This is a genomic window from Thalassospira sp. HF15, assembly GCF_011806525.1.
GTDB lineage: Bacteria > Pseudomonadota > Alphaproteobacteria > Rhodospirillales > Thalassospiraceae > Thalassospira.
In genome coordinates this window covers 479,781-505,610 of record NZ_JAAVKI010000001.1, presented here as the reverse complement: position 1 = coordinate 505,610, position 25,830 = coordinate 479,781, and the positions used below count along the sequence as shown (strand labels likewise).

The following is a 25,830-nucleotide window of genomic DNA, read 5'->3' as shown; positions in this document are numbered from 1 at the left end:
TTTTCCTCACTCCTTACCTGCGTTCGCCTTTGCGAAGTTCCTTTTCAAGATAGGCGGAATATTTCGCCATCGAGAAACAGATCAGGAAGAATATTGCCGCAGCGAAGGCATAGCCTTCGACGTAGTATTTGGTCCAGGCCGGGTCACTGCGAAGTGCCAGCTTCACGGTGCCAAGGAAGTCAAACAGGCCGATAATCACGACCAGCGTTGTATCCTTGAACATCGAGATGAAGCTGTTCACAGTCGGCGGGATCACCAGACGCAGTGCCTGCGGCAAAATGATCAGACGCATTGACTGCCAGTAAGACAGTGCAAGGCTGTCACCTGCTTCAAACTGCCCGCGAGGAACAGCCTGCAAACCACCACGGAATACCTCTGCGAGGTAGGCGGCAGTAAACAGGATGATACCGATCTGTGCACGCAGAAGCTTGTCGATGGTCACCCCATCAGGCAAGAACAGCGGGAACATGACCGACGCCATGAACAGAACCGTAATCAGTGGCACACCACGAATAACTTCGATGTAAACCACAGAAACGGTTTTGATCGCTGGCATGTGCGATTGACGGCCAAGGGCCAGCAGCAAACCGAACGGGAAAGCAAAGATCACACCGATCGAGGACAGGATCAGGGTCAGCGGAAGACCGCCCCAATAGCTGTTCTGGACATAGGTAAGACCAAAGACGCCGCCCCACATCAGAATGGCAATAATCGGCACCCCGATCACCCACATCGGGATGATGGCTTTACGGAAGCTCGGATACTTAACGGCACCGAGGCTACCACAAATGATGCCCATCAGAAGGATCATGGCCAGTAGCGGGCGCCACTGTTCATCAAACGGGTAGGTCCCGAACAGGATCAGTCGCAAGTTGGCATTCACAAAGCCCCAGCAAGCGCCGGTGGCTTCTGCGCAGCCTTCGATCGTCGGGGACAATGTCGCATTGACAATAGCCCATTCAACAATCGGCGGGATCAGCCACATCAGGAACGCGATCGAACCAAGAGTCAGGATGGTGTTAAACCAGCCGTCAAACAGGTTCTTCTTGGACCATGTTATGGCACGCGTTGCAAAGGTGCCCGTCGGAAGAGGAGGTAGTTTTGCGTTTTCTGACATTTTACCTCTCCACCAGTGCCATTTTCTTGTTGAACCAGTTCATAAAGAGCGAGGTCAACAAGGACAAACCAAGATAGATCGACATGAAAATCGAGATGGCCTCGATCGCTTGTCCTGTCTGGTTCATGGTCGTGTTGGATACAGAAACCAGATCCGGGTACCCGACTGCCACAGCAAGCGAGCTGTTTTTGGTCAGGTTAAGATACTGGTTGGTCAGAGGCGGGATCGCAACGCGCATGGATTGCGGCAGGATAACCTTGCGAAGTGCAACAGAACGGCGAATGCCAAGACTGTCTGCAGCTTCCCACTGGCCATTCGGAACGGCCTGAATACCGGAACGGACAACCTCGGCAACATAGGTCGAGGTGTAAACCGTAAGCCCGATCAGAACCGCCATGAATTCCGGTGAAATGTTGTAACCACCCTGGATGTTGAAGCCCTTAAGGGCCGGCATGCTCATATCGGTCGGTGCACCACCAGCCAGATAGGCCAGAAGAACGAGACCAACGAAGATACCAAGACCTGCAAGGAACATCGGGAAGGGCTGACCGGTCGCATCCTGACGTTTTTTGGCCCATTTCTTGATGAAATAGATCGCAACGCAGGCAATGACCGCAGCGATGGCCATCAGCGTATAGGCATTGTCCGGTTCGGGAACCGGCATATACATGCCGCGCGACGTCAGCAAGACGCCGGGAATAGGTTCCAGCGCATCACGCGGGTGCGGGAATGCGCCCGGGATCAGTGCGTACCAGAAGAACAACTGCAACAGAACAGGGATGTTTCTGAACGTTTCGACATAAACGGTTGCAAGTTTGCGAACGATCCAGTTCGAGGACAGGCGTGCGACGCCAAAGATTGTCCCGATGATCGTGCACAAGATGATACCGAGCAGCGACACCTTCACAGTGTTAAGAAGACCAACCATCAGCGCCGTGGCATAACTGCTTTGAGCGCTGTAATCGATCATGGTTTCACTGATCTCGAAGGACGCTTCAAGATCGAGGAACCCGTAACCGGTAGAGATGTTTTGTTGTTCAAGGTTGTACAAGGTGTTGGACACCAGGTACCAGCCAGCAAGAACGATCAGTCCGATTGCGATAATCTGATAGAGCACCGCACGAACGTTTTCGTCATTGAGATAGTCGACGAGACCCTTGGAACGAACATCCCCCGGGGCATTTTGAGGCTTACTCATATGACCCTCAGGTGTAGATTGTATCCAAAATCAGCAAGCACCTAACGAAAAGCTCCGCCCATGCGTTCAGGCAGTGGGGCGGAGCTTCGTAGGTTCAGATAGTCGGTTTGCTAAAGATTAGCGAACCGGCCATGCATACTGCAGGCCACCATCGGTCCACAGAGCGTTCAGACCACGCTCGAGGCCCAGCTTGGCGGTAACGTTTTTCTCATAGCTTTCGCCATAGTTACCAACCTGCTTGATGATGTTGTATGCCCAAGCTTCGTCAAGACCAAGAGCTTCACCCATGCCCGGGGTTACGCCCAGCAGACGCTGGATGCCCGGGTTGGTGCTGTTGGCTTTCATGTCGTCAACATTTTCCATGGTGACGCCATACTCTTCAGCTTCAACCATCGCGGTGAAGGCCCAACGAACAACGTCCGACCACTGTTCGTCACCCTGGGCGACAACCGGGCCGAGCGGCTCTTTGGAAATGATTTCCGGAAGAATGACATAGTCATCCGGGTTTTCTGCCATCTGGGTACGGATGGAAGCAAGACCCGAAGCATCCGTGGTGTAAACGTCGCAACGGCCAGAGAAGAAGGCAGCAGTTGCTTCGTTGATGTTTTCGATAACGACCGGCTCGAAGGACATGCCTTTGGCGCGGAAGTAATCAGCAAGGTTCAGCTCGGTCGTGGTGCCCGGCTCAACGCAGACGGTTGCACCGTCAAGCTCGGTTGCGCTGGAAACGCCAAGAGCTTTCGGGATCAGGAAGCCCTGACCGTCATAGTAGTTGATGCCAACAAACGTCAGACCGAGTTTTGCATCACGGGTGGTGGTTGCAGTGGTGTTACGCGACAGAACGTCGATTTCACCGGACTGCAGAGCCGTGAAGCGCTGTGCTGCGGTCAGCGGGGTGTACTGAACGGCGTTCGCGTCACCAAGCAGTGCAGCAGCTGCTGCACGGCAGACGTCAACGTCGATACCTTCCCATTTACCTTCAGCATTGGCAGCGGAGAAACCCGGAAGACCGGTGTTCACGCCGCACTGAACGAAACCTTTGTCCTTGATGCCGTCAAGAACAGCACCTGCCTGTGCGTTCTGCGCGGCAACGGCTGCAACGGTCATTGCGCCAGCGGCAAGGATCGTTTGAATTTTCATAAGATAGCTCCCTTGTTAGCAAAGCATTGTTTTTAGCTTTTGTGCCACCCTGGATATGCACAGCCGCATATCCATCCGTCCGAATGAAGATCGGACCGCCAAATTAAGAAATTTTAGGCCGCCTTGTGTCAAGTGTGAAAAATTTGGGGCACGTTCCGGGGGCATGAATTCGGCGGAAAATTGAGACTTTTTCTGCAGTTATATTCTGCGTACTTTCACTTAGATAATGTATACAAAATTCGGTTTTCTTCATGTATTCAACGTTCTAGTACAAATTTGTCCGGGATGCCGGGCAGTGTTGGGAATTGCACGAACTTTTTTTCAGCAAATGCAGGTTGTTGATCAAAAAAAGTGCATGAGTGTACGCTGTTTAAAAAACATGCATCACTGCAGTGCGGAATCGGCGCGCTATGGGGAGTACGGGAAGCGCGTAGCAGCATGATAAAGGCGGAGATACGAAAAAGCCCCGCTTTAAATAGCGGGGCTCTGGAAGATCAGGTTTTCAGTTCGGACAAATTGGAAAATAGTTCCAATGCCGTCGGGTTTGCCAAGGCTTCCTGATTTTTAACCGGTCTGCCGTGGACAACATCCCGAACAGCAAGTTCGGTGATTTTGCCTGATTTCGTGCGAGGAATATCAGCGACAGCAAGCACCTTGGCTGGCACGTGGCGTGGAGTGCAATTGCTTCGGATCTGCTTCTTGATCTTGTCGATCAGCGCGGTATCCAACACGTAATTATCGCGCAGCACAACAAACAAGATCACTCGGACGTCATTGTCCCAGTCCTGACCGATGACAATCGATTCCTGAATTTCAGGTAGTTTTTCGACCTGTCGATAAATCTCGGCCGTGCCGATCCGAACGCCACCAGGATTAAGCGTAGCATCTGATCGACCATAGATGACCATCCCGCCATCGTCATCAAGCTCAACATAGTCGCCATGGCACCAGATATTCTCAAACCGGTCGAAATACGCATCATGGTATCGCGAACCGTCCGGGTCATTCCAGAAGCCGACCGGCATGGACGGGAACGGTTTGGTGCAAACAAGCTCACCTTTCTCATTGCGCACCGGTTTGCCATCATCATCAAATACGTCGACCGCAACGCCAAGCGCGCGGGTCTGAATAACACCGCGTTTGACAGGCAGGACAGGGGACGCCAGTACGAAGCACCCCAGAATATCGGTCCCGCCAGAAATCGATGCCAGATGGATGTCTTCCTTGATATCGCGATAGACGTAATCGAAGCTTTCCGGTGCAAGCGGCGAACCCGTCGATGTCATCGCGCGAACGGTCGAGAGGTCATGAGTCCCGCGCGGTTTAAGTTCGGCCTTGGCCAACGCATCGATATACTTCGCTGACGTACCAAAAAGGGTCATGCCTTCTGCGTCGGCAAAATCAAACAGGATATTGCCGCTCGGATAGAATGGCGAGCCGTCATAAAGCAGAAGGGTGGCACCCGCAGCAAGCCCGGCCATCAACCAGTTCCACATCATCCAGCCACAGGTGGTGAAATAAAAGACGCGGTCGCCCGGTGCTACGTCACAGTGCAAGATATGCTCGGAAACCTGTTTTAGCAGTGTGCCGCCCGTACCGTGCACAATGCATTTTGGCTTTCCGGTCGTGCCCGATGAGAACATCACATAAAGCGGGTGATTGAATTCCACCTGCTCAAATACTATCCGCTCAGTGGGGAACGGGGCGATGAAGTCGTCATAGGTGACAGCATTGGGGATGTCGGTGGTATTGGTGCCGTCGAACGCATAAGGGACGATCACAACCTTTTTCAGGCAGTCAATACGGTCAACAACATCGCGAACCTTTTCGCGAATGTCATGTTGCTTGCCATTATAATGATAGCCATCAACGGTGATCATGACGGTTGGTTCGATCTGGCCAAACCGGTCAACAACCCCCTGAACCCCGAAATCCGGCGAAGCCGAAGACCAGGTTGCGCCAATCGCCGCTGTCGCCAACATGGCGATAACCGTTTCAGACATATTGGGCATGTAACCACACACCCGGTCACCCTTGCGAACCCCCTCGGCACGCAGTGCTTGCGAGAACTTTGATACGGCGATGTTCAGTTCTGCCCAGGACAGGCGGGTTTTGACTTTGTCCTCCCCCCAGAAAACCAGCGCATCGTGGTCATCATCGCGGACCAAAAGGTTTTCGGCGAAGTTCAGGCGTGCATCAGGAAAGAACTGTGCGCCAGGCATTTTGTTGCCATCAATCAGGACACGCTCGCCCCAAGTTTCGGCCTTGAGCTCGGCATACTCAATGACAGCAGGCCAGAAACGTTCAATTTCGGAAACGGACCAGTCATAAAGTTCGGTGAAACTCTGAAGGTGAAGCGCATACTTTTCGTTTACCCAGCCGCGAAAGCGGGTGACATTTGCATTTTCAACGCGTTCTGTCGTTGGTTGCCAAAGCAAGTCGCTCATGATGGGTCCTTTGTTTCCTGCCGAACATATTTGCTGTTTTCGACGCATCGTTGCGGGGCGCCAAATTGGTAGTCCTTTACCGCTTTTCTAAGCGTAAAATTCCACACCGGCAAGCGAAGTCACGTAGATGTGTCTAAGTGGTATTACCAATTTGATGGTATTTAATAAAGTTCTTGGTTCAGATTGTGTTTTAGGTGATTGATTTAATGAGAAGAAATGTATTGGAGGCTTTGTAAAAATTCGTTTGGTAAAATGGCCCTTTGAAAGCACGCAAAGCTAATAAAATGTCAAATAGGGTGCTGTTTTTGTTGTTTCGTGATTCGAAAGGTTGCACTTGATGCTTCCGTTGCACGCGAAAACGCTTGCACACGGTTCAGGGGATATTAGTTTGGTGCAACATTTCATGAGATATGGAGAAGACCGTGGCGGGTATTGATGAAAGCCAACCTTTTGTATCGATCAACATCGCGGTTTTGACGGTCAGCGATACACGTGATCTCCATAATGATACGTCTGGCGAAGTCCTTTGCGAACGGATCATCGAAAAGGGGCATCGGGTATATGAACGCCAAATCCTTCCCGATGATCAGGCTGCATTGCGCAAACAACTGGGTGCTTGGTGCGCCAATCACAATATCGATGTGATCATCACAACGGGTGGAACCGGTGTTACCGGTCGTGATGTCACGGTCGAAGCACATCGCGCATTGTATGAAAAGGAAATACCCGGCTTTGGGGAGCTTTTCCGGTGGATTTCCTATCAGAAAATCGGCACCTCAACCGTTCAGTCACGGGCAACTGCCGGTGTGTGTATGGGGACCTATCTGTTTGCATTGCCGGGCTCGACAGGCGCCTGCAAGGACGCCTGGGATGAAATTCTGACCTACCAGCTCGATATTCGGCACCGACCATGCAACTTTGTTGAACTGATGCCGAGACTTCTTGAAGAGTAGGCGCGTTCGGGCCTTTGTGTTCCCTGTGCAATCTGAAATTTTCCGATAAAAACAAGGATGTCCGATGGAGTTTATCTCGGATCCGTTTTTCTATGTTGTCGGTGTTCCGGCGGTTTTGATTGCGGGTGTGTCTAAAAGTGGTTTTGGCGGCGGACTTGGTGTCGTGGCTGTGCCCTTGATGGCCTTGGTTGTATCGCCCCAGGCGGCAGCTGCCATCATGCTTCCCATCCTGTGCCTGATGGACGTTGCCAACGTGTGGGCCTATCGCAAGCGCTGGGATAGCAGGAGCATGAAGATCCTCGTGCCTGCTGCGTTGGTCGGGATTCTGGTGGGAACGCTTTCCTTTAGCTATCTAAATGAAGCTGCGGTCAAGCTGATCATCGCCTTGATTGCGATCATCTTTACGCTTGATCACTGGCTGCGAGGTCGCAACGCCAGCGGCCCTCCAGGGTCTGCAACGGTTGGCAAGGGCGCTATCCTTGGTGCTTTAGCCGGTTTCACAAGTTTTGTGGCCCATTCAGGCGGCCCACCGGTTGCGGTCTATCTGTTGCCCCAGAGAATGGACAAATCGATCTTCGTTGGCACAACGGTGATGTTCTTTATCATCGTCAACTACGTAAAACTGATCCCGTATGCGATGCTCGGGCAGTTTGATGCGTCAAACCTTGGAACATCACTTTTGTTTGTGCCGGTCGCGCTGTTTGGGACATGGCTGGGATTGTGGGCGCATGACAAGGTCAGTGTCACCTTGTTCTACCGGGTTTGCTATGGCCTTTTGTTTATCACCGGGATCAAGTTGCTTGTGGACTCGATCCTAGAGTTTTCTGCCTGATAGGTGTTTCGAGGAACTGTGTGCGTGCAGGGTCGGAGCACGCCGATTGTACAGGTGTATTTCCCTAGATCGGCGTATCTTGACGACAGAAGTATAATCCTGTGTTTACCTCCAGATAGAAGTAACTTAAGAGAGAACTGTGCTGCAATGATAAGCAGAATTGATAGCTGAAAAAGCAGGCGATCAGCAGCCGGAGGAAACTTGATGCGCATATGGAGTTTTACTTAAATGCCAGAGAGAATTCTGCAGGTTGCGACGGCGATGTCCGGGCAGGCCAACGAAAAAATCACTGAAATCAAAGCGGTTACCCGGGCAACACGTACACTGGCACTGAATGCACTGATCGAAGCCGCGCGCGCCGGGGAAGTTGGCCGCGGTTTTGGCGTGGTTGCGAACGAGGTCAAGGAAATCTCCCAGCGGGTGACAGTGATCACCGAAGAACTGGAAGACATGTTTTTGAAGCTGGCGGCTGATCTGCAGGAAACAGCCCAAACCGCCCGCGGTGATCGTTTTTCCGATTTGGCCCGTTATGCGGTTGAGTTGATGGACCGAAACTTGTTTGAGCGATCCTGCGATGTCCGCTGGTGGGCAACCGATGCGGCTGTGGTCGACGTTTGCGAAAACCCGCAGGATGAAGACATTACACAACGTGCGTCGCAACGGCTGGGGGTTATTCTTGATTCCTACACCGTGTATCTCGATCTTTGGGTTGCAGACAAAAACGGCAATATCCTTGCCAACGGAAGGCCGGAAACTTACCGCCTCAAGGGACAAAATGTCTCGGATCAAGCATGGTTTAACGAAGCATTGCTCTGTCGCGATGGCGGTCATTATGCGGTTGCCGATGTCGAACAGAACCCCTTACTGAACAATGCAGCAACCCCGACCTATGCGACAGCGGTTCGTAAAGGTGGTGCTGTTGATGGTGAAGTGATTGGTGTTATGGGGGTTTTCTTTGATTGGGAAGACCAGGCACCAATGATTGTCAAAGCACTTAATTTCAACCCCGAGGAACGCGAACGCACGCGCGTCATGTTGATTGATGCCAGAAATCGGGTATTGGCGGCCTCGGATGACAAAGGGGTGTTGAGCGAGACTTTCAACCTACGGGTCGATGACCCTGCACGTGGCGCCTACCTGTTAGAGGATGGATCGTTGGTGGCCTATGCCCTGACACCTGGCTATGAGACCTATGAAGGGCTCGGCTGGCGCGGTGTCATTGTTCAGGCACCAAGATCGGAAAGCGCCAACGCATAGTCGGCATACCCCACATATGGCAGGAAAATCGGGCACTCGTAATTGGTGCCCGTTTTCATTTGCACCGTCAAAAGCGTTTGCGCTTGCCAGCTTGCCCGAAACCGGATACCGATGTTGTCACTTTATTGATAAGTTGTCATCGTTTGTCGTATTGAAGGGTAAAGCTTTTGGAACTGATCCTTGCCAAGATCGCAGTATCAATTGGAACAGTTCTGGGTTTATCCGTGCTAGCTGAGCGGGCAGGGCCACGTGTGGCAGGTGTCTTGTCCGGTTATCCCTTGGGCACAGCCATTCTTCTATACTTCATTGCAGTCGAGCAGGGCATCGCCTTTGCCAGTGAAAGCGCGGTCTATGCCTTGCCCGGTCTGATCGCGACCCTGACATTTCTTTATGCCTATTTTCTGGTGTCCCGGAAATGTGGGGAATTGCCGGTTATCCCGCAAATTCTTCTGAGTTCAGTCGGTGCGTTTATCGCCTATTTTGGCGTTTCGTGGCTGTTTCAGCTGGCACCGATGAGCTTGCCTCAGGCGGCGGTCATCCTGTTGGTTGCGATCTTTGTCGCGTTGATCCTGTTTCGCAAGATCGAGAATGTCCGTATTCTTAACCGTGTACGTCTGACCAAGGGGGTTGTCTTGCTGCGTGCGGCATTGGCCGCCCTTATTGTTTTGCTGATTAGCGGCATGGCAGCATGGATCGGTCCGCGCTGGGCCGGATTGCTATCGGGGTTTCCGGTGACGCTTTATCCGATGATGTTGATTGTGCATTTCACATACGGGGTTGAGCCGGTTCATACCGTGATCCGGAACTTCCCACGCGGCATGGGCGCGCTTTGGGTTTACATCCTTGCAGTGACCCTTGGTTATCCTGTGCTTGGGCTTGGCTGGGGCACAGTTTGTGCCTTTGGCGCCGCGACTGTTTATCTGGTCAGTTACTCCACTTTCGTCTGGATGCGTCAAAAAGCCGTGCAAGCCGCTCGATGATCTCCTAACATTCAGAACCAAGATGATAATAATGGTCGGAAAAATCGTCCACTTGCAGGGAGAAGTCGCTGAATGCAGCAGGTCCAGTCACTGGTCAGGGCGTTAAGCATCCTCAATGCGCTTGCCGAAAGCGAAGACGGGATGACTCTGACCGAAATAGCGCAACAGGTTAAGTTGCCGCCCTCAACGGCCCATCGATTGCTGACAACCATGCAGCACGAACGTTATGTGTCATTTGATGGGGAACGCACACTCTGGTTTGTCGGGGTGCAGGCATTTAGCGTTGGTAATTCTTTCACCAAGAACCGCAACCTCAGTCAGATCGCACGGCCCTATATGCGGGCTCTGATGGAAGAAAGTGGTGAAACCGTTAACCTTGCTGTAGCAGATGGCGGGGAAGTTATCTTCCTGTCACAGGTTGAATGCCGCAAAATGATGCGTGCTCTGGTGACACCGGGCCGACGTGCATTGATGCATTGTTCTGGCGTGGGGAAGGCGTTGCTGGCGTTCTTGCCGGAAGAAGAACTGCATTCGGTTGTCGCTCAGCACGGTTTACCAAAGATTACCGAACGAACCCTTGTTACGCAGGCGGCCCTTGAACAGGATCTGGAGCAGTCCAGACAACGCGGCTATGCGCTTGATGACGAAGAGCACGCGGTCGGCTTGCGGTGTGTTGCGGGGGTCGTCCGTGATGAAACAGGCCTCCCCATCGCAGCGCTTTCACTTTCCGGACCCGCTGCACGTATTCCAAATGATCATATCGAACAATTGGGACTTAAGATCCGCAGAGTTTGTGCGGATCTCAGTCGGGAATACGGCGGAAAGCCTGTCTGATCGTAATCTTTGTCACATGCCCGGGCAGGAAACGCCGGTTCCACCAAGACCGCAGTAACCGTCCGGGTTTTTGTGAAGATATTGCTGGTGAAAGTCCTCGGCATAGAAGAATTCCGGTGCCTCGGTAATTTCGGTTGTCACATCGCTTTGACCGGCTGCTTTTAGCGCCGCATTATACTCTTCGCGCGATTTTGCAGCAGCTTGGTGTTGATCAGGCGTGCGAACATAGATCACGGAACGGTATTGTGTTCCGACGTCATTGCCCTGACGCATGCCTTGGGTCGGATCATGGTTTTCCCAGAACAACTTCAAAAGCGCCGCATAGGATATAACCGCCGGGTCAAAGACAACCATCACCACTTCTGCGTGGCCGGTCATGCCACTGCAGACTTCGCGGTAAGTCGGGTTTTTGGTGTAGCCGCCGGCATAGCCAACAGTCGTGCTGTAAACCCCTTGTTCTCTCCAGAACAGCCGTTCGGCACCCCAGAAACAACCCATGCCGAAGATGGCGATTTCTAGATGTTCGGGGAACGGTCCCTTCATCGGATTGCCCGTGACGACGTTGGCATCAGCGACGGGTAATGCCTCATCGCGGCCGGGAAGGGCTGTATCTGCGGTTGGCATTTTGGGCTTGTCGGCTTTTAGCACGGAGAACATGTCGTTTTTCCCGTAAAGTTTTTTGCGTTCATGGGTGCAATGTACTCCAGACGCGCACAATAGCAATTCCCCTCTTGATCAAATGTCTTTGAACGTTCTTTTGGCAATGATCAGTATTCACTGGATAATCCACATTCAATGTCGGTGAAACTGTGCAATAGGGTTGGCTTTGCGCAAGCTAAAGCATTTGCAATCAATTGGCTTGATGCTGACGGGATTGGTCTGCTTGTTAATCGGTGTGCTGTTTTTGCCTTTGCCGCCGCCATTTTTCGGCATGGTCTTTATCGTACTTGGCATTCCGCTTCTGGCAGCGGGTTCAAAACGAGCAAGACGGTTTATCCAGCATCTGCGTTGGCGTTATTACCGCCACAATTCCAAGATCGAGTACCTATTGGAAAGAATGCCGGGGTTCGTTCGCAGGCACGGTCGACGGACCGGACCCGAAGGCTTGATGCGGTCGCATAGAATGGCGGCATCCACCAAACAACGGTCTAAGCTTAAGGGGTGACGCGGCGCACCAGGCAATCGGTACCAGCCGATTTAAGGGCGTTACACGCCCGGGTGGCCTCCGATGAGGAGCCATACATGCCCGTCAACAAACGGAAAAACAGACCTTTGCCCTCGATCGAGGTGCTGACCACTTCATGATCGGCTGCGGCAAGCATCCCATGTGATGCGTTCTGGAAATCTGACCACGCAGTTTCAGCGCGTCCGCGTGATCGATAAGCGGCCAACTGCACTGCGTAATACGGTGCGTTTACTTGCGCCGCAGATGGTGCTGCCGTTTGTTGTGGTGTCGGAGTGGGGGCAGGAGCCGGAGCCGGAGCCTGACGCGGGGCCTGCGCAGTAGTAATCGGCAGTTCAATCATGGATGATTCGGGTCGGCGGTCCACGATATCCAGTTCGCCCTGTTCGACCGGGCGGCTGTTTGATGAAACAGTAATGCCACTATGTTCGGTTGATGCTGCGTCACCAGCAATCGTTGGTGCTTCAATGACTGGCGCCGGGCGCACCGACGCTGCTGGATCAGGCGCGGCTACCGGTGCAAGTTTTGCGACTGTTTCAGGCGCAGGAGATGGTGCCGCCGCTGTGGTCGAACGAGGAGCGGGTGATGGCGACGGATCCGGGGTGAGCGAGACGGTACGTCGTTCAACGCGTGTCAGCTGGGCGGTGTTCGCGCTGACTTTCATATCCATGCGTTCCACTGGCGTGATCGGGGCTTCCGGTTCGGCATCGACAACACCGCCGGTCTCATAGAAGCGACGATCCCGTTCGACTTGTGGTGGATCAGGCAGTTCGGGGCCAGGTGCAACCGTGGCAGCCGCAACGACTTTGTCGATCTCGTCTGAACGTGCATATTCAGGGGAGGCGGCATCAAGTGCGACAAGGCGTCTCTGGGCCAGGCTGTTGATACTGCCTGAAAGATGCACGCCCTGTCCGCAATCCAGATCAACCTTGGTGTCAGGTGGGGTTGCCGTCAGCCAGACATAAAGCTTGCGTGCGTTTTCGTAGTTCCCGTCCATGTCATAGGAAATGGCCTGCAGTAGATTTTCCTGCGGACTGCCATCCAGCGAAATCAGATTGGTTGTGCTGTAGCCTTCGTCGGTTCGAGACGTTTCCGGCGCATTTGCGTGACCAAAAAACAGTCCACACGCTGCCTGATCGAAGGCGGCTTTTTCCGCTGGGGAGGACTGACCGGTAGATGTCGAACTGATTTCTTGCGGCGACGAAGATGAACCGAACCAAAGGCCGGACAAATCATCTGTGCTGCAAGCCGTGAGAAGCGGCAGGAGAGCTGCGGCATTAATCCAGCGCCAATGACGGCGAGGGTTGTTTTTCGTTGTCGCAGACCTGATTTTCACGCTTCACCTGATCATCGCTGTATCAAGGAAGTTATATCTTTCATTGTCAGCAAAAACAACTGTTGCAATCTAGCCAGCTGCGATCAGGTCTTGAGGAAAATCAGGGAGATAAACTGGCCATCGATTGTTCGTGGCGCCGAGAGATTATCTCATGGCCAGCGGAACCATAATCCCGGCCAGCAGAATCAAAACCGTCACCGCAATTACAATATTGATGATGCCTTTGGTCGCCTTGTTGGCCACTTCGCGCGTTACAACCGGTCGTGCCGAGCCACGGTGCATGGTTCCACCAGATCCCCCGGCACTTTCAGGTTTCAGGATCTTTATGACCTGCTTTTTGTCTTTGCTTGTCGCTTGGTCATATTTGTTTTCAACAATACGGACTTCTGAATTTCGCTTGTTGGTGATGGCTTCCTTGGCTGAACTCAGGGCGGCACCATAACTGGAAACAGGCTCCAGTTCCATGCTCTGCCCCGATGTCCGCTGGCAAACCACTGTATAGCTCTTGCGCAATACTGCGTCTGACATGATTCTTTCCGTATGCGTGTGTCCAACCTAGGCAGAGATATGGCGTGCCTGCGCAAACATGAAAACCTATCCTGACGAATAGGAATTCATTAATGGAACTCGGAAACGTCAGTTCGTTATTTTGCTTGCCAGAACTTTGTATTCCTCACAATCCATACCGCAGACTGCTTCAAGCCGTGCCAGGTTTTCCTGAGCCATCTCGGGCTTGCCCGTCTGAAGGAACAATTCGCCTTGATATTCAAGGGCGCCAACATGTTCCGGGTCAATCATAAGTGCCCGTTCGTAGTTCTGAGCGGCGCTGTCAAAGTCACCCATCTTACGCTGGCTATAGGCGAGGTAGTTGTAAAGGTCCGCGTTCTCCGAGTCTTCTTCGAGCATGGTCTTGATCTTGTCGATTGCCATCTCATACATCTCGGTATCGACAAGCTCGGTTACCGCTGAAAGGTCCGTTCCCTCCGAACTCCAGCTATCCGAACTGCCCATCGCAAAAGCGTTGCCTGCCAAAAGCGGGGTGACAAGCATCATCACCAAAGCATATGCCTTGATCATTTTTGGGGTTTCACCATCGCGGTTCATCGTCGTACCTTTCCTGAAACTGGTATGGCATTAATACGTGTGCCGGGACGCTCTGAATGTGTGATCTATCACAACTGAAAGTTTTTCCTGTTCACTTGTTGGTGAGAATTATGGCTTTGAAAGGGCATTTTCTTTGGGGGTAATTGAAACTCTTGCTTTGGGAATGGGCGGGGCCTGGGCCAGCGGTGTAAACCTTTATGGCACTGTGGTTATTCTCGGGTTCATGAACAATTTCGGGCTGCTTGATTTGCCGCCTGAACTGCAGGTGCTGGGAAGCTGGTGGGTACTGGCTTTGGCAATGTTTCTCTATCTTATTGAGTTCGTTGCCGACAAGATTCCAATTGTCGACAGCGTCTGGGATGCCATCCACACCTTTATCCGTATTCCGGCAGGTGCGTTGCTTGCCGCTGGCGCGTTTGGTGGCCTTGACCTCGGGTTGGGTGATGGTGTCCAGACTGCGATTGGCTTGCTGGTCGGCGGCACCGTTGCAGCAGGTAGCCACTTTACCAAGGCAGGCAGCCGGGCGGCGATCAATACGTCCCCCGAACCGGTTAGCAACAGTTTGGCTTCTGTTGCCGAGGATGTTGCGGTTTTCGGTGCGCTTTACACCGTCGCATTCCATCCGGTCGTGTTCTTTGTGCTTCTCGCAGTTTTTGTGCTTCTTCTGGTTTGGCTTGTACCAAAGATATGGCGATTTATCGGGCAGGTGTTTGGCAATGCACGCCATCCGTCCGTGGCTTATGCCCAGACGCGTGCGCAACGGGCGCATGCCGGTGCAGTGGGCGGCAAGCTTGATCTCTCTGGCGCGGGTGGTGGGGCGTTACCGCCATCGGATAAACCGAAACTTCCACCAGAATAGTCTCGTTCTTTATCAAAAGAAAAGCCCGCAAGCATATGACTTGCGGGCTTTTTTTGTGGTCTATTGGAGCTTGATCAGAACTCGGCCTCAATCACGCGATCACGGATTTCTGCAGCCATCGCATCGCCAAGTTCGTCAATGCCAAAGGTCTTCTGATGCTTGAAGCCAATACGGCGAACCGATGCGGTTTTTTCTTCGGCTTCACGTTTACCAAGTGCCAGGATCATCGGAACCTTGGCATGGCTGTGTTCGCGGACCTTGTAGTTGATTTTCTCGTTACGGGTATCGAGTTCAACATTTAGGCCCTTGGCTTCCAGCGCAGCCTTCACTTCACGTGCATAGTCATCGGCATCATTGGTAATGGTGCAGACAACCGCATGAACCGGTGACAGCCAAAGCGGCAGGCGACCGGCATAGTTTTCGATCAGAATACCGATGAAGCGTTCAAGTGATCCAAGGATCGCACGGTGCAGCATGACCGGACGGTGCTTCTCGCCGTCTTCACCCATATAGGACGCATCAAGGCGTTCCGGCAGGACGAAGTCAGCCTGAAGGGTACCACACTGCCAGTCACGACCAATCGCGTCGCGCAGCACAAACTCAAGCTTCGGCCCATAGAACGCGCCTTCGCCCGGATTGACCTCGAGCGCCAGGCCAGCTTCCAGTGCCGCTTCGCGCAGGGCAGCTTCGGCCTTGTCCCAGATATCATCAGACCCGGCACGAACTTCCGGGCGGTCAGAGAACTTCACCAGGATATCGGTAAAGCCGAAATCCTTGTAGACCGATTTCAGAAGGTCACAGAAGATCTTGGTTTCCGAAACAATCTGGTCTTCGGTGCAGAAGATGTGGGCATCGTCCTGAATGAACTGACGCACGCGCATGATGCCGTGCAGGCCACCAGATGGCTCATTCCGGTGACAGCAGCCAAATTCCGCCATCCGCAGCGGCAGGTCACGATAGGACTTGCTGCCAAGACGGAAGATCTGCACGTGACACGGGCAGTTCATCGGCTTAAGCGCCAGAACACGTTCGGGATCATCTTCATCCGGCGTAGTGGTGAACATGTTCTCGCGGAACTTTTCCCAGTGACCGGATTTTTCCCAAAGCACGCGGTCGACAAGCTGCGGCGTCCGGACTTCCTGATACCCGGCCGCGTCAAGGCGATCACGGATATAGGTTTCAACCTTGCGATAAAGCTTCAGACCCTTGTCATGCCAGAAGACAGAGCCTTGGGCTTCTTCCTGCATGTGGAAGAGGTCCATCTCACGGCCAAGACGACGGTGGTCGCGCTTTTCTGCTTCTTCAAGCATGTGCAGGTAAGCTTCAAGGTCTTCCTTGCTTTCCCAGCAGGTACCATAGATACGCTGCAGCATTTCATTATCGGAATTGCCACGCCAATAGGCGCCGGCAACCTTCATCAGTTTGAAGGCCTTGCCGATCTTGCCAGTCGACGGCGCATGCGGGCCACGGCACAGGTCAATGAAATCACCCTGTCGATAGCAGGTAATGGTTTCATCTTCCGGCAGGTCTTCAATGATCTCGGCTTTGTATTTTTCGCCTTTATCAAGGAAGAACTTGATCGCCTCGTTGCGGTCCCAGACCTCACGCACGATCGGTTCGTTACGCTCGATGATCTTGTGCATCTGTTTTTCGATCTTGACCAGATCGTCGGGCGTGAACGGCGTTTCACGGGCAAAGTCGTAATAGAAACCGTTTTCGATCGACGGGCCAATCGTGACCTGCGTATCGGGATAAAGTTCCTGAACGGCTTCGGCCATGACGTGGGCGCAATCGTGACGGATCAGCGGCAGAACCTCCGCATGGCCCTTGGTCACGATTTCGATAGTCGCGTCAGTGTCAATCTCGCGCGCGAGGTCGCGCACTTCACCGTTGACGATGATGGCAAAGGACTTCTTTGCCAGCGAAGAACTGATGCTTTTGGCGACATCGAACCCCGATACCGGGCCGTCAAATTCGCGTACGGCACCATCGGGAAGGGTCAGGGCAATCATGGTTGGCTCAACTCTGCTTTATCTGCGGGCATAATTCAGTAATGCACATATAGAGCCCGCATGTTTACGCGGGGTAAATGCACAAGAAAAGGAATTTCAGGATGAGGTCAAGTTCGCTCTTTGAAAAAAGCGACTTTCGGGACAGCACGGACCGCGCTGCTGCCATTGCAGCAAGCAGTGATTTTAGCGGTATTCAACTTTTTGTCGGCAAAGCCGTACATTGATACTATCCCGTAAGGTGAAGAGCCAATATAACAGGACAAACTTGTAGAGCAAGATAGAAGCCGCGGTCTTTGGCCTGTTTTGCGAAAACGTCATAATGGCGCCACCACCGCCACCGAAGGGGAGCCCCACATGTCGAGCCCGGAAGTCCGCCGGAACATCATGATTTTGAGTCTCTGTGTCGCTCTGTCAGCCAGTGCGATGTCATTGATTTTTACCGTCGCTGCCGTGATCGGATTCTCGCTTGCCAGCGACAAGTCGCTTTCAACCTTGCCTGTCGCCTGCATGATGATTGCCATGATGGCGATGACGGCACCGTCCGCTGTTGTGATGGCCAAGATGGGCCGCAGATTCGGCTTCTGGATGGGGGCTGGGATCGCCATGGCGGGGGCGATATCAGGTATGGGGGCGGTGACCTATGGCAATTTTGGGCTGCTTTGCGTGGCCTGTGCCTGCATCGGTGCGGGTAATGCCGTTGCCATGCAGTATCGCTTTGCCGCCGCAGAAGCCGCACCGGCAGAATTCCGTGCGCGGGCAATTTCCTACACCATGCTGGGCGGGTTGGCCTCGGCCTTTATCGGTCCTAACTTGGCAAGCTTTGCACGCGATTGGTTTGATACCGTTCCGTTCCTTGGATCCTTTGTCGCCCTGATCGGGTTGCAGTTCTTGTTGATGATTGCGATTGGTCAGTTGCGTCTGCCCGATATGCGTGGTCACAAACATCCGGAGCCGGCACGTCCATTGGCAACCGTGATAGGCCAACCGGCGGTCATCGTGGCAATCATTGCCGGCGCCCTTGGTTATGCCGTGATGAGCTTTGTCATGACGGCCACCCCACTTGCGATCCTTGATTGCAATTACGCGTTTGGTGATGCTGCCTTTATCATCCAATGGCATGTAGTGGGCATGTATGCGCCCGGGTTCTTTACTGGCAACCTGATTAGACGCTTCGGGGCGCTTAAGGTCATTCAGGCTGGCGCGATCCTTAATTTTGCCTGTCTTGCGGTTGGCCTTTCCGGTCAGGATTTGATGGGCAATTTCTGGGTGTCACTTGTCCTGCTTGGCGTTGGCTGGAACTTCATGTTTGTAGGCGCAACCACCTTCCTGACGGAAAATTATCGTCCGTCTGAACAGGCTCGTGTACAGGCGGTCAATGAGTTTTGTGTATTCGGGACCGTTGCCATTGCGTCCCTGTCGGCGGGTACGATCTATGCCGGATCAGGCTGGGTGACTTTGCTTTACAGTGCAGCCTTGCCGGTTGGCCTTGTATTGCTTGTCGTGGCAACATTTGCCATCCGTCGCAAAGCGCAAACTGCTTAGAGGTAAGACGCCTGAAGATTAAAAAAAAGGGCCGCAATCGCGGCCCTTTTTTCGTTGCTGTTACGATCAGTGGTGGCCGCTCAGGATATCAAGTGCATGCGACCGGAATTCCCGGTTGTAAAGAACCAGTGTCACCCACGTTGCGCAGATAATGAAGGCGACGGGGTGATAAAACCATCCCAATGCCGATAGGGCGAAGAAATAGGCGCGTATGCCGCGGTTGAAGTTATGCGCTGACATCATGCTCATCCGCGAAGCGCGGGCCGCTGCCCGGGCAGCATCGGGTTCATCGGCATCGGGTGCTGCCCCGATCAGGATCGAGCAATAGTTCGACAGCCGGAAAGCCCAGGTGAACTTGAAGAAGGCATAAATGAAGATCACGATAAGCAACACTACCTTGCATTCCCAGACACCCGGCGTGGTAACGGCCGCAAAGGGCAGGGCAGAGACGGTTTCAATGGCTTTGTCGGTATAACCCAGCAGAGCCATCAGGCCGATCAGGACCAGAATGGTTGTCGAAGAAAAGAAACTGATGCCTGTAATCAGATTGCTGGCAATGGATGTATCAACCATCCTGATATCGCGTTTAAGCATCTGTTCCATCCAGCGATGGCGATTGCGTGCCATATGGGCAGAGATGGAGTTGCGACGGCGTGAACTGGCATCGGCAAAAACCGTGTATCCAACCCACCAGGCAAACGCCCAGCAAATTGCGACAGCATCAAGAAGCGTGAAGGCGGGCATAACGGGTTCCATTCAAAGCCTGTCCATCAGATTTATTCTAATCCTAGAGATAATGCTGTATCGTTCGCAATCTTCTTTGAAGGTCTTTGTCTCAGGCAATGTGATGGCCGCATAGCAGATGTCCATATCACCAGTCCGGGTTGAGTTTTCCCGCAATCCAGAGTATCAGCAGCGCAAATTTTGATTGGAGAGCGACATGAGCGATCTTGAAAACGATCTTGGCGAAGATATCGACTTCGAAGAATTCGAAGCACATACCGAAAAGCTGCTGGAAGACGGTCGCACCAAAGACGATCTGTTCGAATTCGTTGGTTTCATGAATATCAACGAAGTCGGCACGCACATGATTGCGGCCGAAATGGTTCTTGATGAAGATGCCATCGACCAGATGAGCGCAAACTTGCGCAAACTCGAAATCGATCTTGGTCCGCTGGGCGAACTGACGGGCGGCCTTAAGGGTGGTGAAGACGTCAAACGCGCGCTTGGTGCCTTGTTCCTTGAGCTGGTCGAGCTGTGTGAACTGGACGAAGATGACGAAGACGCGGGCGAACTTTCCGAAGAGTCCCTGCTTCTTCTGAACTTCATCAAACGCTTCAACCCGCAGATGCGCCGTCTGACGGTTGCGCTGACCGATACAGACGATGATGACGTGTCTTGCGAATATGAAGTGACGAACTGGTAAGCCAATGCTTGCCGACCCGGCAGATATTAATGTAGCTAAAGGCAGGGCATCGTTCCCTGCCTTTTTCTGTTTCGGAGCCACCACCGTGACCGCCATGCGATCAACCGCCGCAGCCCAACGTCTTCAAACCTATCAGGATCGCCTTGCCCAACGGCAGGAGCCAATGCCCGAAGCCGCAACCCTGCGTGCCTGGATCGATACAAACCGTGATCGTTTTCGGTCGGTGATGGAGTGCGATCTCAAAACCTGTACGAAGATCGTTTATGACTTTTCATCCAACGGAGATGTGGTGATTGGCGGAGAAAGCGACCCGGCGCGCCAAACCGAAATCATGTGGCAGCAACTGGCGGACGCCAATGCGCCGGTCGGGATCGGGCGATATCGTGAAGATCGGATTTGCTATCAATCCGAACAGTTCAAAAACGATGGTGAGGCCCGCAGCCAGCATCTTGGCATCGACTTGTTCGCACCGGCATACACGCCGGTTTTCGCACCACTTGATGGTGTCGTGCACAGCTTTGCCGATAACAACCTGCATCTGGATTATGGTCCGACCATCATCTTGCAGCACGAACCGGCTGCAGGCATTAAGTTCTATACGCTTTACGGGCATCTCAGCCGCGAGTCCCTTGATGGGCTTTATAAGGGCAAGGAAGTCTCTGCCGATGATCTGTTGTGCCGTTTCGGGGATTTCCCGATCAATGGGGACTGGATACCGCACCTGCATTTCCAGATCATTTTCGACATGCTTGGACGGGAAGGGGACTTCTTTGGTGCCGCCAAGCCGTCTGAGTGGGATGTCTGGGAAAGTATCTGTCCAAATGCGAACCTGATTTTACAAATGCCTGAAAACGTGACCGCTTCACGGGAAGGGGTATAAATGCAACCACGTCTGAAAGCCGGTTTGTGGGTGCGTGGGCAGATCGCGATTTGCCAGTCAAACCTGATCACGGCGATGGTGGTCCACAAGGGCAATGAAGATGCCGGTGCAGTGCTTTTGAAGCTTAACCGGTTTGATGCCGGGTGCTTTGTCTATTCGCGGGTGACAACGCTTGATGGGGATCTGGGCTGGATGCTTGTGGCTGGTGGCCCGGATGGGGGGCGCGAAATGGAGTTCGCCTGTGACGAATACTGGCGCAAGCAAATTGGGTTTGATCCCGATGTCTGGGTGCTGGAGATCGAAGATCACAAGTCGCAATATGAGCTTGATGCACCGATAGTTGATTTCTGACTGCGGTGACAGAAACAGAAAAAGGCTGGCAATCAAATGCCAGCCTTCACTCTTTGCACCGTGCGTAAGCGGTTGCTTAGGCGGTACGCTGCAGAAGGTGGTAACCGAAATCGGTCTCAACCACGTCAGAAGTCGCACCAACGTCCATGCTGAACGCAGCGGCATCAAATTCCGGAACCATCATACCACGACCAAAGAAACCAAGGTCGCCGCCTTGCTGGCCAGACGGGCAATCGGAGTTTGCTTTTGCGAGTTCCGCGAAATCCGCACCCGATGCGATCTGGTCTTTAAGGGAGTTGATTTCGGTCAGGGCTTCGTCCTTGGTGCGGGTGGCGGTCGAACGGGCCGAACCGGCATACATCAAAAGAATGTGCGACGCGCGAACTTGTTCACTCATATTGGGTCCTTTCTTCCGCCAGAGCTTGCACCAGACGGATTATCTGCAAAATTAGAAGTTTATGGTTAACACCAAGGGTCCAGATACATGAACAGCCGTATATTGCAGTACATGTGGTTGGACCCTAGACATTGCCCATGCCTTGTGGCTTGTTACGACAAATTGAACCGAGATGAAAGAGAAGAGGCAGATTGATGCTTGCTGTTGTGTCCCCGGCCAAGAAGCTTGATTTTGAAACAGACGCCCCTGAAATGTCTGTTTCACAGCCCGCATTTCTGGACGACACCGAAGAACTTGTTGATGTCGCGCGCAAAAAAAGCCGCAGCGACCTTATGAAGCTCATGGGGATCAGTGAAAACCTTGCCGATCTGAACTATCAGCGTTTTCAGCATTTTTCCCGACCGTTTGATCGAACCAATGCAAAACCGGCGATCTTCGCTTTTCGCGGTGATACCTATGTCGGCCTTGATGCCGATACGATGAAGGCTGACGACATTGATTGGGCGGAAGATCACTTTCGCATGCTCTCAGGCCTTTATGGTTTGCTCAAACCACGTGATTTGATGCAGCCATACCGTCTTGAAATGGGCACGCGTCTCTCCAATCCGCGCGGCAAGGACCTGTATGCGTTCTGGGATGACAAGCTTTCCAATGAAATCAATGAAATCACCAAAGGTCACAAGGACCGCAGCCTGATCAATCTGGCGTCGAACGAGTATTTTAAATCAATCAAGACCAAAGTGCTTGATGGCCCGGTTATTACCCCTGTTTTCAAAGAGGTAAAGGGTGGCGCGGCCAAGGTTGTCGGTTTCTCGGCGAAGCGTGCACGTGGCATGATGGCGCGCTATATGATTGACAATCGCCTCGAAGACCCGCAAGAGCTCAAGAAATTCAACGTTGATGGCTACAGCTATCAGGATGACCTGTCATCCGAGACAGAGTGGGTCTTTACACGTATCCACGACCAGTAATGACAACGATCCGGTGAAATCCTATGACCGACGAGCATCTTGAACAGCTCGAGGAAGAGAACGTTTTACCTGAAGCGCACCCGTTTTCGGGCTATCTGCGCACGTTTTTCCGTGGGCCGGGCCGTTCGCGCAGCCTGACCCGTGAGGAGGCGTTTGAGGCGTTCTCCATGATCCTCCGTGATGAGATCGAACCGATCCAGCTTGGTGCATTTCTGTTGATGCTGCGTTACCGGGCAGAAACCCCCGAAGAACTCGCCGGCATGATCGAGGCTGTCCGGAAGGCCGCCCGTCTTGAGCCGGATGAAGAGGGCGAAAACGAGGATCTTGAACGCCCGGCACTGGACTGGCCGTCTTATGCCGCCGGTCGCACCCGTGGTTTGCCCTGGTTCGTGCTCTCAGCCCTGTTGTTATCGCAGAACGGTGTTCCGATCTTGATGCATGGCTATAATTCGCATCTGGTGAACGGCATCGGCGCGGAAGCCGCCATCAAGGCACTGAAGTTGCCGATCGCGATGTCTGCCGAAGAAGCCCGGTCCGACATTGCGTCAAAGGGGTTTGCTTACCTGCCGTTGCGCCATATGCATCCCAAGCTGCAGGAACTGATTGGCTTGCGTCCATTGCTCGGCTTGCGCAGCCCGGTCAATACGCTGCTTCGACTGTTGAACCCTTTGCAGGCACGGTCTGCTTTTCTTGGCGTGTTTCATCCTGCATTTCTTGATGTTCACCGTGAAACCGGCAAGCTCCTCGAACTACCGAGGATTGGCGTGATCAAGGGCGGCGGCGGCGAGGCTGAAAGAACGCCTTACAAGCATGTCGATTTGCGCATGCTTGATAATGGCGAACTGAATGATGTCCGCTGGCCAGCCTTGTTGTCGAAATCAGAAAAAGCTCTCGAAGATCAAAGTCCGATATCGCTGAAGCACTTTTTGGCTGTCTGGCGCGGTGACGTCGACGACATGCCCGCTGAAGCCAAGATTAAAGGCAGTGCGGCGATGGCGGCATTCCTTGCGGGCAAAGCTGACTACATGGATGAAGCAGAAAGCCTTGTCCAAGACTGGTGGGATAATCGCGACCGGGATGTCGGTTGATTTTTCGCGGTTTAAGTCGGAACGAATGAAAGGGACGGATTACCGTCCCTTTTTATGCTCAGAAGGACGATCCGGGTTCCTCGAGAAAGGCTAGTTCCTCGGGCGTGGATGGGCGGCCGAGGATCTCATTGCGATGTGGATAGCGGCCAAACCGGTCAATGATCTTTTTGTGCTTCAGCTCGAACTCGTAATTGTGTTCAAGGCCAGGCTGAGAAAACAGATCAACAGCGACTTCATGAATGATCTCGGACTCGGAATGCATGTAAGGCATGTACAGAAATGCCTGTTCCTGCGGTGTGACCAGTTTTCGGTCTAACCCCAGTGAAACAGCTTCCTGTGCCAAAACCAGTGACATTGGATCAGAAGCAAAGGATTGCGGCTGATCGCGATACATATTGCGTGAAAACTGATCAAGCACAATGATCTCGGCTAAGCGTCCGTGGGGCGTATTACGCCAGGTAAAAAGTTCACCCGCGCAGGCAGCGGCATGAAAATCCGAAAACCGTTCTGTGATATGGCGATCAAGGGAAGTGTCCTTGATAAACCACTGTTTTTCTTCAAGTTCCTTGAACCAGAAAACAAGAACTGTTTCAGGTGTCATGATGTTTCCGCCCTTGATGATGACCGCATTCACAGCCTGTTGGTAAAGGTGTCGATGATCTTTGCGCGGCGTTCATATGAGGTCAAGCCATCGTCTAAAAGATTATGATTGTGCAACCGGACAAAGAGTTGACAGCAATCTGTCCCGTGTGGATTATGACACTGTCTTTGGTGTTGATCTGAATGGATCAACTTAAAAGGGAACGTGGTGCGTCACGCACGACAAAGCCACGGCTGCCCCCGCAACTGTAAGCGGTCAAGGCACTGCATATGCCACTGGTGAAAACCGGGAAGGCGCAGTGTTTTTCAAACCGTGAGCCAGGAGACCTGCCTTTGACTGCCAAGCACTTGACGCTTGGTATGAAACTGTTGGACGCCGGGGTGAGCGTCAGGTTGCAGGGGTACAAACGGTCTATTGAAGATCCGCAATCTTGCTTCCAGCCATCCTATCGTTCTTTGTCCTGACCCTGCATGTCGGGCTGTTGCCGCATGCATCGTTTGAGAAAGAGACGATTATATGTTGAAGAATCTTAGTAGGCTTGCAGTTGCAAGCTCCTGCGTGTTGTCGGTTACCATGCCGGCCAGCGCCCATTTTCAGTTGGCTTATACGCCGGAAGTAAATGCGACAAAGGCCGGAGATCAGCCGGTAAAGCTGATTTTCTGGCACCCGTTTGAAAACGGTCATGTCATGGACATGGCCGAACCAATTGAATTCTATGCGGTTCATCGCGGCGAGAAGGTTGATCTGAAATCAACGCTTTCCCCAATCACTTTCCACGGCACTGAAAATGAAGCAAAGGCATATGACGCCACGCTGCCACTCAAGCGGAGTGGTGATTATGTCATGGTTGTTGTCCCAGAACCGTATTTCGAGGAAAGCGAAGATATTTACATCCAGCAGATCACGAAATCCTATGTGAATCGCAACGAAATCCCGACGGACTGGATGGAACCGCAAGGTCTCAAGACGGAAATTTTGCCACTTAACCGCCCGACCAATATCGTCGCCGGCTCAACGTTTACCGGTCGTGTCTTGAACGAAGGAAGCCCGGTGGCAGGTGCAGAGATCGAAATTGAGTATATGGCAGCGGAGCCAGATATGGCGCGCAATGCCCCCAAGGCACCGACGGCATCGCCAATGCCAGGCGGATCCGTGGTCGCCATTTCGGATGAAAACGGGTATTTCACTTTTGGCGTTCCCAAAGCGGGCTTTTGGGGATTTGCAGCACTTGGCAGCGGTCCTGAAAAAGAATTTCAGGGCAAAGAACTTTCACAGGATGCAGTCCTGTGGGTTCGCGCCTATGATGTGAAATAGGCGGGGGA

At 52.9% G+C, this 25,830-nt stretch carries 25 protein-coding genes, 1 pseudogene and 1 riboswitch; of the genes and pseudogenes, 14 read left to right on the top strand and 12 right to left on the bottom strand.

Annotated features, from left to right (window positions below; genetic code table 11):
* Positions 1–13: 13 nt before the first annotated feature.
* From HED22_RS02330 to HED22_RS02315, 4 genes are all read right to left on the bottom strand, one after another.
* Positions 14–1,117, bottom strand: coding sequence for an amino acid ABC transporter permease (locus tag HED22_RS02330; protein WP_167718464.1), 1,104 nt, complete (start codon positions 1,115–1,117; stop codon positions 14–16).
* A 1-nt stretch (position 1,118) separates the two neighbouring features.
* Positions 1,119–2,315, bottom strand: coding sequence for an amino acid ABC transporter permease (locus HED22_RS02325; RefSeq protein ID WP_167718462.1), 1,197 nt, complete (start codon positions 2,313–2,315; stop codon positions 1,119–1,121).
* Between the two features lie 117 nt (positions 2,316–2,432).
* Entirely contained in the window at positions 2,433–3,455 is a 1,023-nt protein-coding gene (locus HED22_RS02320; protein ID WP_167718460.1) for an amino acid ABC transporter substrate-binding protein, read from the bottom strand.
* A 494-nt stretch (positions 3,456–3,949) separates the two neighbouring features.
* Entirely contained in the window at positions 3,950–5,902 is a 1,953-nt protein-coding gene (locus HED22_RS02315) for an acetoacetate--CoA ligase (RefSeq protein ID WP_167718458.1), read from the bottom strand.
* A 422-nt stretch (positions 5,903–6,324) separates the two neighbouring features.
* Here HED22_RS02315 and moaB point away from each other — a divergent pair, with 422 nt between their 5' ends.
* From moaB to HED22_RS02290, 5 genes are all read left to right on the top strand, one after another.
* On the top strand, positions 6,325–6,855 hold the full coding sequence (gene moaB / locus HED22_RS02310) for a molybdenum cofactor biosynthesis protein B (RefSeq protein ID WP_167718456.1): 531 nt from the start codon (positions 6,325–6,327) through the stop codon (positions 6,853–6,855).
* A 64-nt stretch (positions 6,856–6,919) separates the two neighbouring features.
* Positions 6,920–7,687: a sulfite exporter TauE/SafE family protein gene (locus HED22_RS02305; RefSeq protein WP_167718454.1), complete on the top strand. Its 768-nt coding sequence runs from the start codon at positions 6,920–6,922 to the stop codon at positions 7,685–7,687.
* A 228-nt stretch (positions 7,688–7,915) separates the two neighbouring features.
* Entirely contained in the window at positions 7,916–8,944 is a 1,029-nt protein-coding gene (locus tag HED22_RS19735; RefSeq protein ID WP_167718452.1) for a methyl-accepting chemotaxis protein, read from the top strand.
* 167 nt (positions 8,945–9,111) lie between these two features.
* Positions 9,112–9,924 carry a hypothetical protein gene (locus tag HED22_RS02295; RefSeq protein WP_167718450.1) on the top strand — a complete coding sequence of 271 codons (813 nt, stop codon included), beginning with the start codon at positions 9,112–9,114 and terminating at the stop codon, positions 9,922–9,924.
* A 72-nt stretch (positions 9,925–9,996) separates the two neighbouring features.
* Positions 9,997–10,758, top strand: coding sequence for an IclR family transcriptional regulator (locus HED22_RS02290; RefSeq protein WP_167718447.1), 762 nt, complete (start codon positions 9,997–9,999; stop codon positions 10,756–10,758).
* Positions 10,759–10,770: 12 nt separating this feature from the next.
* On the opposite strand, the gene msrA is transcribed toward HED22_RS02290, so the two are convergent.
* Complete coding sequence (msrA, locus tag HED22_RS02285) at positions 10,771–11,415, bottom strand: peptide-methionine (S)-S-oxide reductase MsrA (RefSeq protein ID WP_167718446.1); 645 nt, start codon at positions 11,413–11,415, stop codon at positions 10,771–10,773.
* 205 nt (positions 11,416–11,620) lie between these two features.
* On the opposite strand from msrA, the gene HED22_RS02280 reads away from it, so the two are divergent.
* Positions 11,621–11,923: a hypothetical protein gene (locus tag HED22_RS02280; RefSeq protein ID WP_368484465.1), complete on the top strand. Its 303-nt coding sequence runs from the start codon at positions 11,621–11,623 to the stop codon at positions 11,921–11,923.
* On the opposite strand, the gene HED22_RS02275 is transcribed toward HED22_RS02280, so the two are convergent.
* The 3 genes from HED22_RS02275 to HED22_RS02265 all read right to left on the bottom strand — a co-directional run bounded on the left by HED22_RS02275 (position 11,913) and on the right by HED22_RS02265 (position 14,381).
* A complete protein-coding gene (locus HED22_RS02275; protein ID WP_167718442.1) occupies positions 11,913–13,172 on the bottom strand; it encodes an SPOR domain-containing protein in 1,260 nt (419 codons plus the stop codon). The two genes, HED22_RS02280 and HED22_RS02275, sit on opposite strands and share 11 nt — an antisense overlap.
* A gap of 249 nt (positions 13,173–13,421) precedes the next feature.
* Positions 13,422–13,805: a hypothetical protein gene (locus HED22_RS02270; protein WP_167718440.1), complete on the bottom strand. Its 384-nt coding sequence runs from the start codon at positions 13,803–13,805 to the stop codon at positions 13,422–13,424.
* A 108-nt stretch (positions 13,806–13,913) separates the two neighbouring features.
* Complete coding sequence (locus HED22_RS02265; RefSeq protein ID WP_167718438.1) at positions 13,914–14,381, bottom strand: lipopolysaccharide assembly protein LapB; 468 nt, start codon at positions 14,379–14,381, stop codon at positions 13,914–13,916.
* 133 nt (positions 14,382–14,514) lie between these two features.
* Here HED22_RS02265 and HED22_RS02260 point away from each other — a divergent pair, with 133 nt between their 5' ends.
* Positions 14,515–15,240 (top strand): DUF4126 domain-containing protein, encoded by a 726-nt coding sequence (locus HED22_RS02260; RefSeq protein WP_167718436.1) that lies wholly within the window; start codon positions 14,515–14,517, stop codon positions 15,238–15,240.
* 74 nt (positions 15,241–15,314) lie between these two features.
* On the opposite strand, the gene thrS is transcribed toward HED22_RS02260, so the two are convergent.
* On the bottom strand, positions 15,315–17,252 hold the full coding sequence (thrS, locus tag HED22_RS02255; RefSeq protein WP_167718433.1) for a threonine--tRNA ligase: 1,938 nt from the start codon (positions 17,250–17,252) through the stop codon (positions 15,315–15,317).
* Between the two features lie 354 nt (positions 17,253–17,606).
* Between thrS and HED22_RS02250 the strand changes: the two genes are divergently transcribed.
* Positions 17,607–18,794: an MFS transporter gene (locus HED22_RS02250; RefSeq protein WP_167718431.1), complete on the top strand. Its 1,188-nt coding sequence runs from the start codon at positions 17,607–17,609 to the stop codon at positions 18,792–18,794.
* A 66-nt stretch (positions 18,795–18,860) separates the two neighbouring features.
* Here HED22_RS02250 and HED22_RS02245 read toward each other — a convergent pair whose 3' ends face one another.
* Positions 18,861–19,550, bottom strand: a complete 690-nt coding sequence (locus HED22_RS02245; RefSeq protein WP_167718429.1) for a DUF599 domain-containing protein — start codon at positions 19,548–19,550, stop codon at positions 18,861–18,863.
* A gap of 184 nt (positions 19,551–19,734) precedes the next feature.
* Here HED22_RS02245 and HED22_RS02240 point away from each other — a divergent pair, with 184 nt between their 5' ends.
* The 3 genes from HED22_RS02240 (at position 19,735) to HED22_RS02230 (ending at position 21,451) form a co-directional block, all read left to right on the top strand.
* On the top strand, positions 19,735–20,220 hold the full coding sequence (locus HED22_RS02240; protein WP_167718427.1) for a hypothetical protein: 486 nt from the start codon (positions 19,735–19,737) through the stop codon (positions 20,218–20,220).
* A 94-nt stretch (positions 20,221–20,314) separates the two neighbouring features.
* Positions 20,315–21,100, top strand: coding sequence for a peptidoglycan DD-metalloendopeptidase family protein (locus HED22_RS02235; RefSeq protein ID WP_175581108.1), 786 nt, complete (start codon positions 20,315–20,317; stop codon positions 21,098–21,100).
* Positions 21,101–21,451 (top strand): DUF1491 family protein, encoded by a 351-nt coding sequence (locus HED22_RS02230; protein ID WP_167718423.1) that lies wholly within the window; start codon positions 21,101–21,103, stop codon positions 21,449–21,451.
* A 76-nt stretch (positions 21,452–21,527) separates the two neighbouring features.
* On the opposite strand, the pseudogene HED22_RS02225 reads toward HED22_RS02230, so the two are convergent.
* Positions 21,528–21,851, bottom strand: a pseudogene (locus HED22_RS02225) (peptidylprolyl isomerase); the annotation flags it as partial.
* Between the two features lie 191 nt (positions 21,852–22,042).
* On the opposite strand from HED22_RS02225, the gene yaaA reads away from it, so the two are divergent.
* Positions 22,043–22,819 (top strand): peroxide stress protein YaaA, encoded by a 777-nt coding sequence (gene yaaA / locus HED22_RS02220; protein ID WP_167718419.1) that lies wholly within the window; start codon positions 22,043–22,045, stop codon positions 22,817–22,819.
* A 23-nt stretch (positions 22,820–22,842) separates the two neighbouring features.
* Positions 22,843–23,907 carry a glycosyl transferase family protein gene (locus HED22_RS02215; RefSeq protein ID WP_167718417.1) on the top strand — a complete coding sequence of 355 codons (1,065 nt, stop codon included), beginning with the start codon at positions 22,843–22,845 and terminating at the stop codon, positions 23,905–23,907.
* A gap of 58 nt (positions 23,908–23,965) precedes the next feature.
* On the opposite strand, the gene HED22_RS02210 is transcribed toward HED22_RS02215, so the two are convergent.
* Entirely contained in the window at positions 23,966–24,508 is a 543-nt protein-coding gene (locus HED22_RS02210) for a DUF924 family protein (protein WP_167718415.1), read from the bottom strand.
* 151 nt (positions 24,509–24,659) lie between these two features.
* A riboswitch (cobalamin riboswitch) is annotated at positions 24,660–24,857 on the top strand.
* A 167-nt stretch (positions 24,858–25,024) separates the two neighbouring features.
* Between HED22_RS02210 and HED22_RS02205 the strand changes: the two genes are divergently transcribed.
* Positions 25,025–25,822: a DUF4198 domain-containing protein gene (locus tag HED22_RS02205; protein ID WP_167718411.1), complete on the top strand. Its 798-nt coding sequence runs from the start codon at positions 25,025–25,027 to the stop codon at positions 25,820–25,822.
* Positions 25,823–25,830: the final 8 nt, after the last annotated feature.

Excerpts from the sequence above, each read along its gene's own strand:
- HED22_RS02305 (WP_167718454.1), top strand. The coding sequence starts at position 6,920 with ATGGAGTTTATCTCGGATCCGTTTTTCTATGTTGTCGGTGTTCCGGCG.
- msrA (WP_167718446.1), bottom strand. The coding sequence starts at position 11,415 with ATGTTCTCCGTGCTAAAAGCCGACAAGCCCAAAATGCCAACCGCAGAT.
- HED22_RS02320 (WP_167718460.1), bottom strand. The coding sequence starts at position 3,455 with ATGAAAATTCAAACGATCCTTGCCGCTGGCGCAATGACCGTTGCAGCC.
- thrS (WP_167718433.1), bottom strand. The coding sequence starts at position 17,252 with ATGATTGCCCTGACCCTTCCCGATGGTGCCGTACGCGAATTTGACGGC.
- HED22_RS02325 (WP_167718462.1), bottom strand. The coding sequence starts at position 2,315 with ATGAGTAAGCCTCAAAATGCCCCGGGGGATGTTCGTTCCAAGGGTCTC.
- HED22_RS02270 (WP_167718440.1), bottom strand. The coding sequence starts at position 13,805 with ATGTCAGACGCAGTATTGCGCAAGAGCTATACAGTGGTTTGCCAGCGG.
- HED22_RS02240 (WP_167718427.1), top strand. The coding sequence starts at position 19,735 with ATGAGCGATCTTGAAAACGATCTTGGCGAAGATATCGACTTCGAAGAA.
- HED22_RS02265 (WP_167718438.1), bottom strand. The coding sequence starts at position 14,381 with ATGAACCGCGATGGTGAAACCCCAAAAATGATCAAGGCATATGCTTTG.
- yaaA (WP_167718419.1), top strand. The coding sequence starts at position 22,043 with ATGCTTGCTGTTGTGTCCCCGGCCAAGAAGCTTGATTTTGAAACAGAC.
- HED22_RS02315 (WP_167718458.1), bottom strand. The coding sequence starts at position 5,902 with ATGAGCGACTTGCTTTGGCAACCAACGACAGAACGCGTTGAAAATGCA.
- HED22_RS02235 (WP_175581108.1), top strand. The coding sequence starts at position 20,315 with ATGCGATCAACCGCCGCAGCCCAACGTCTTCAAACCTATCAGGATCGC.
- HED22_RS02230 (WP_167718423.1), top strand. The coding sequence starts at position 21,101 with ATGCAACCACGTCTGAAAGCCGGTTTGTGGGTGCGTGGGCAGATCGCG.
- HED22_RS02215 (WP_167718417.1), top strand. The coding sequence starts at position 22,843 with ATGACCGACGAGCATCTTGAACAGCTCGAGGAAGAGAACGTTTTACCT.
- HED22_RS02280 (WP_368484465.1), top strand. The coding sequence starts at position 11,621 with ATGCTGACGGGATTGGTCTGCTTGTTAATCGGTGTGCTGTTTTTGCCT.
- HED22_RS02290 (WP_167718447.1), top strand. The coding sequence starts at position 9,997 with ATGCAGCAGGTCCAGTCACTGGTCAGGGCGTTAAGCATCCTCAATGCG.
- HED22_RS02330 (WP_167718464.1), bottom strand. The coding sequence starts at position 1,117 with ATGTCAGAAAACGCAAAACTACCTCCTCTTCCGACGGGCACCTTTGCA.
- HED22_RS02205 (WP_167718411.1), top strand. The coding sequence starts at position 25,025 with ATGTTGAAGAATCTTAGTAGGCTTGCAGTTGCAAGCTCCTGCGTGTTG.
- HED22_RS02245 (WP_167718429.1), bottom strand. The coding sequence starts at position 19,550 with ATGGAACCCGTTATGCCCGCCTTCACGCTTCTTGATGCTGTCGCAATT.
- HED22_RS02250 (WP_167718431.1), top strand. The coding sequence starts at position 17,607 with ATGTCGAGCCCGGAAGTCCGCCGGAACATCATGATTTTGAGTCTCTGT.
- HED22_RS02210 (WP_167718415.1), bottom strand. The coding sequence starts at position 24,508 with ATGACACCTGAAACAGTTCTTGTTTTCTGGTTCAAGGAACTTGAAGAA.
- HED22_RS19735 (WP_167718452.1), top strand. The coding sequence starts at position 7,916 with ATGCCAGAGAGAATTCTGCAGGTTGCGACGGCGATGTCCGGGCAGGCC.